Genomic DNA, 1,982 nt, shown 5'->3' with positions numbered 1-1,982 from the left:
ATTATGATGAAAACGACAGCACCTATGGGGAAACTTTTATGTTTGATACAGAGATGATAATCTTAGCAATGAATGTGTCTCATAAACAGAACTAGCCATTGTTTATTATTAATAATTTATTATTTTTCATATTGAATCAATCAGAACAATGTCTTTTGCACGTCATAAGTGGGGGGCGTGTGGATAAAAACTGTACAAAAAAGCACTAAAAATGCCTCTTATGAATGCTCTCAAATTCCAAGGTTTTTTGCAACATTGGGGGTAGGAAAATATAATGATAGTGTTTTATTAAGTGTGAAGAGGGTCGTGCTTAATAGATTATAGTTATAACATTTATGAACACTGTCGTGAGATAGGCTAGGGAGCGAGATGCCTTTTAAAACAAACCCATGAATTTGTAATCCAAATTTATTCTGTTGAGGGCGTTCTATTTTACGTGAGGGGTGTGATTCCATTAAAGGGATATTCGGTGTTTTTGTTATCAAACTTTTTCTTTATTGAGAGGGCGTGTTTTTCTCATATTTATTTGATTTATGGTATCCGGAATCGGGAGAGGAAAATGTTTTTAATGGTATCTGTTGGTATGCGTTGTTTTACGGTGTTTTCAATATTCGCGAAACTTATGTTGATGTTGTAGGTGGAGGCGTAATACGTTTTTATATAGGTCTAATGTACAAATTAATGAACGTATCGGGATAATTGGAGAAGAGTTAGTGTCTGCTTACGCTTTTGATGTGTTTTTTTGTGAGTAAATTAGTAAGATAAAGTAAACTGATGGGATTTTATGTAGAGTCGTTATTATCCTAATTGAGAGTGCATTTTATTTTGTTTCGGTGATGCGCTTTGATCAGTAATTAAGAGGGAGCTTTAGAGCGTGATGTTAGATTTCTCGTCATTTATTTTTTATGTGTTTTCTAGGTAAAGTGATCTGTTGTCAGCTTGTGCAGATGATAATTGGTAAATTGCGTTATTCTTTATTTCCTAGTTGTCATTTTTTAATATTTTACGCATAACTCGTGAACAAACAAACAAGAAAATTGTGATTTTACGATTGTCTTTATTGCCATTTGCAAAGAATCTTTGAAGGTGAAAGATGCTCCATATTCAGTTTGAAAAAATAGCACTCATTGGGATCGGTCTGATTGGGTCTTCTTTAGCAAGAGTGATTAAAAAGAAAAATCTTGCAGCTCAGATTTCTATTGCAACACGTCGTACAGAAACCCTGAAAAGAGCGCGTGAATTGGAGCTTGGGGACTTTTATACGACAGATAATGCAAAAGCTGTTGAAGGAGCAGACTTGGTTATTCTTTCTGTTCCTGTTGGGGCTAGTGCAGAAGTGGCAAAAACCATTCGTGATCATTTAAAACTTGGGGCGATTGTAAGTGATGTTGGTTCTACAAAAGAATTGGTTATTACAGAAATGGCACCTTTATTGCCCAAAACGGTTCATTTTATTCCAGGGCATCCTATTGCTGGAACGGAATATTCAGGTCCAGACGCTGGTTTTGCTGATTTGTTTATCAATCGCTGGTGTATTTTAACGCCTTTTGCAGATAGCGATGTTGCTGCTGTCGCACAATTAACAGCGTTTTGGGAAGCTTGTGGTGCGCGTGTCAAAAAGATGGAGCCTAAGCATCATGATCTTGTTTTGGCTATTGTTTCGCATTTACCACATTTAATTGCGTATAATACTGTTGGGACAGCGAGTGATTTAGAAAAAGTAACAAATTCAGAAGTGATTGCTTATTCTGCTTCTGGTTTTCGTGATTTTACGCGTTTGGCCTCTTCTGATCCCGTTATGTGGCGGGATATTTGTTTGCATAATAAAGATGCTATTTTAGAAATGTTGGGTCGTTTTAGTGAAGGGCTTGCTTTTTTAGAACAGGCAATTCGTTTAGGGGATGGTGAAACACTGTTTAATTTTTTTACGCGTACGCGTGCTGTACGTCGCAATATTATTGATGCCGGACAGGAAATTGATG

The 1,982-nt window shown here is 36.5% G+C and carries 1 protein-coding gene; it reads left to right on the top strand.

All coding sequences use genetic code 11. The features are described 5' to 3' along the window. Window positions 1-1,093 precede the first annotated feature (1,093 nt). On the top strand, window positions 1,094-1,982 hold an 889-nt coding region (locus tag ACFIO3_RS09820; RefSeq protein WP_375704379.1), incomplete at its 3' end, for a prephenate/arogenate dehydrogenase family protein.

This window comes from Bartonella sp. AD328YNZD (genome assembly GCF_042196425.1).
This window is presented reverse-complemented; position numbering and strand designations above follow the sequence as displayed.